Origin of the sequence: Moorena sp. SIO2C4, from assembly GCF_010672485.1 — a bacterium.
Lineage (GTDB): Bacteria > Cyanobacteriota > Cyanobacteriia > Cyanobacteriales > Coleofasciculaceae > Moorena > Moorena producens.
This window is the reverse complement of the sequence record NZ_JAAHGN010000896.1, coordinates 1-3,200: the sequence shown is the minus strand read 5'-3', so window position 1 is coordinate 3,200 and position 3,200 is coordinate 1. Positions and strand designations below refer to the sequence as shown.

Annotated in this window: 3 protein-coding genes and 1 pseudogene; all 4 read left to right on the top strand. The window is 43.2% G+C overall.

Annotation, left to right across the window (positions count from 1 at the left end; translation table 11 throughout):
• Positions 1 to 66: 66 nt before the first annotated feature.
• Positions 67 to 201, top strand: coding sequence for a hypothetical protein (locus F6K20_RS30985; RefSeq protein ID WP_267875741.1), 135 nt, complete (start codon positions 67 to 69; stop codon positions 199 to 201).
• A 216-nt stretch (positions 202 to 417) separates the two neighbouring features.
• The gene (locus F6K20_RS30980; RefSeq protein WP_008184791.1) at positions 418 to 1,293 is read left to right on the top strand and encodes a class I SAM-dependent methyltransferase; all 876 of its coding nucleotides are present in this window, start codon (positions 418 to 420) and stop codon (positions 1,291 to 1,293) included.
• A 5-nt stretch (positions 1,294 to 1,298) separates the two neighbouring features.
• Positions 1,299 to 2,879, top strand: a complete 1,581-nt coding sequence (locus tag F6K20_RS30975; protein ID WP_008184789.1) for a flavin-containing monooxygenase — start codon at positions 1,299 to 1,301, stop codon at positions 2,877 to 2,879.
• 205 nt (positions 2,880 to 3,084) lie between these two features.
• Positions 3,085 to 3,200 (top strand): annotated as a pseudogene (locus F6K20_RS30970) (IS630 family transposase); the annotation flags it as partial.

Genomic DNA, 3,200 nt, shown 5'->3' with positions numbered 1-3,200 from the left:
GTAGTGAAGATCCCGAAGCACCTGGTAATTTTGTCTTTGGTCAAGGGTAGATAGAACGGTAAGCATATGCGCTACGCGCAGGCTACGCCAACAGCTATCAGCTGTCAGCCGTCAGCAAATCAACGGGAGGTAGTAAACAAGACGGTGCTGGTACGGCTGGTTGAAAACCCCTGCTCCTCTGATCCGACCCTGTGCAGTTAAAGCGCCTGCTAGCACCTCAAGTAGCACCATCTGTAGCGCATTAGCACCTCAAGTAGCGTGCGCGTAGCGCATTAGCTGATAGCTGACGGCTGAATGCTTACATAGAACCTTACAATATTCCTGTCACAGAAATGTTGCTAAGTAAGCGCCCAGTGTTAAAGGGGAAACTTGCTTCCCCTTTTCCCTACTCCCTAAATTCCCAATTCCCAATTGCTAATGATGCAGGTGCCAACTAGTTCCTTCGACAATATCAGTCCCACAGCGTTACTAGTGGCTTATGCCAGACAGTTTACCGACATTCCTTATGGGCAAGAATTAGCACAATTGGTTAATGCTCAAGCTTTCGTGGAGCAGTTACAAAAACAACAGTCTGATAAATCGTTTGAAGTAGCCGTTTTATTTGAAGGTCGGTATAAAGCTATCAATCAAGTGATGGCTCAATTTCAAAAAACTCAAATCCTTGAACTAGCCTCCGGCTTGATGCCACGGGGCATGGTAATGTCTGGTAACCCTTCTACAACTTTTATCGAGAGTGATTTGCCAGGGATGATAACGCGCAAACAGCAACTGGTGAAACAGCTAATTGGCGGACGCTCAAACTTGCACTTTGTTGGGATTGATGCCACTAGTCAACCCAGCCAATTACCTATCGATGTAGGTTATCTAGATTCCCGAACGCCCATTACTGTAATATCCGAGGGACTACTGCTGTACCTGACATTTAATCAAAAACAGCGGTTGTTTGCTAATGTCCGGGAGTTGCTTCAGGTTTATGGTGGTGTGTGGATAACCCCTGATTTAATTACAAAAGAATATTTGAGTAGGGTACGGCGAAATAGCCCAGCTTGGCAAAAATTGAGCCAGACAGTCAGAGGAATGACAGCCACCTCAGACACAGATACTATCTTTGACAATTTCGATCAGGTTAGACAATTCGTAAATGAGCAAGGGTTTCAGCTTCAGGGGTATAGTATGCTCAATGTATTAGACCAACTAACTTGCTTGCAACCCTTGGGGATTAATCCTGCTGTTGCTGAATCTATACTCGCGGATTCATTTGTTTTTGTGCTTACTCCCGACATCGGAAGTTAAATAGTATGTTAGATTGCATAGTGATTGGAGCAGGGCCAGCTGGTATAGTTACTACCAAAGAATTACTAGAACAAGGTGTAGGCGAGGTAATATGTTTAGAGCAAGCAGAGGATTTGGGCGGGGTTTATGCCAATGCCTACGACAGTTTAGTGCTGACTACATCTTGCGCATTTAGTATGTTTTCGGACTTCTGGATAGGTGATGGCAATCAGCACAAATTCTGGACAAAGAACGAAGCAGTTGACTATTGGAAAAGCTATGCCAAACATTTTGGTATTTTAGATAAAATTCGTTTCAAATCGAAAGTTGTAGCACTCACTCCCCAAGACAATCAAGGGTGGCAAATTCAACTAGCCTCTGGAGAGATTTTGCACTCAAAACGGGTAGCGTTGGCAATTGGTAACAACAGTATCTCAAATTATCCAGAGTGGAAAGATTTATTAACTGAGGTGGAGTTTTCCCATTCCAAGGACTATCGTAATGCTGATAACTTTGTGGGCAAAACAGTATTAGTGGTTGGGGGAGGTGAGTCAGCTTCAGACATCGCCCTAGAAATATCTCGTGTCGCCAACAAGTGCTGGGTCAGCCTTCGCAATTCAGCTGGGTGGATAATACCCAGGAAGAGAGGTGACTATGCTGCCGATACTGCTAGCCATCGTGGTGTATACGGTCTACCAAGGGACTATGGAGATGCTTTGAGCAAACTTATCTTCCGATTAGAGTTGAGCAAAAACGATCCAGTTCATGATACTATATTTGAGCTAAATCAGAAGGTTAAGGCTAAAAAAGGGGTCTGGGGTACATACGGAACTAAAAATATATCCTTACCCAAGGCAATTGTCTATCATGGCTGTCAAGTGGTCGGCGAAATAGTGAAGGTAAAAGATGGTGGCAGGACATTGATCGCGGCTGATGGGGAAACCCTTGAAAACGTGGATGCGGTAGTATTTTGTACCGGCTACAAAAACTATGTGTCTTTCCTGCCTGAGCACTTGAGAACAACTGACCCCCGGAGTCTTTACAAACATATCTTTCATGCCTTGTATCGGGATAAAATCGCTTGGATTGGTTGGGCACGTCCTGCCATTGGCAGTCAGTTTCCTATTACGGAAATGCAAGCCAGATTTTTTGCCTTGATTTGCACTGGTAAACGAACTCTTCCGGCTTCTGAGGAAATGGAGCAGGTGGCATCTATCGATAAAGCCAAATATTTAGAACAGTTTGAACATAATGCCGCTCGGATCCGAAGCTTGCTTGATTATCATATATACATCGACGAGCTAGCTGATTTAATTGGGTGCAAACCGCCCTTGTGGAAATACTTTTTCTTAAATCCTCGGCTCTGGTTTACCATCGTATATGGTCCGACCCAAGGTACCCAGTTTCGTTTACAAGGACCAGGCCAAAAGAAAGCTTTGGCTCAAGAGCTAATTAGGAAGTTACCAGTGATTCCATTCAATAATCACGTTATCAAAGCTGGTCTAAGAGGTCGTGTGATTTATGGGTTCAAGGCTGTAGTTAAGGGGTTGATGAATCCGCTTTATTTTGCTGTGAATTTGGTGAGAAACAAAGGTCAATTAGGGTAAGCATATCCGCTACGCGCACGCTACGCGAACAGCGGTCAGCGGTCAGCGGTCAGCTGAAAATAAACCTCTTTAGGGAGAATTTAATAGTTCGAGGTAAGGTATCAGCTGATAAGCTGTTCGGCATTTAAATTGGTATAATAAAAATTAATAAATAACCCAATAATAGGAAATATGCCAGCAAAAAATTATCTGACAGCAAAAAACAATACTTCAAAAAGCCTTAAAAATAGAAGAAAATGGAAATATTAGAGAACGTATTTTAATTTTGCTGTTGTTGAATAGTGGAAAAACACAGTTAGAAATTGCTGAAGTTTTGGGTTG

Excerpts from the sequence above, each read along its gene's own strand:
- F6K20_RS30975 (WP_008184789.1), top strand. The coding sequence starts at position 1,299 with ATGTTAGATTGCATAGTGATTGGAGCAGGGCCAGCTGGTATAGTTACT.
- F6K20_RS30985 (WP_267875741.1), top strand. The coding sequence starts at position 67 with ATGCGCTACGCGCAGGCTACGCCAACAGCTATCAGCTGTCAGCCGTCA.
- F6K20_RS30980 (WP_008184791.1), top strand. The coding sequence starts at position 418 with ATGATGCAGGTGCCAACTAGTTCCTTCGACAATATCAGTCCCACAGCG.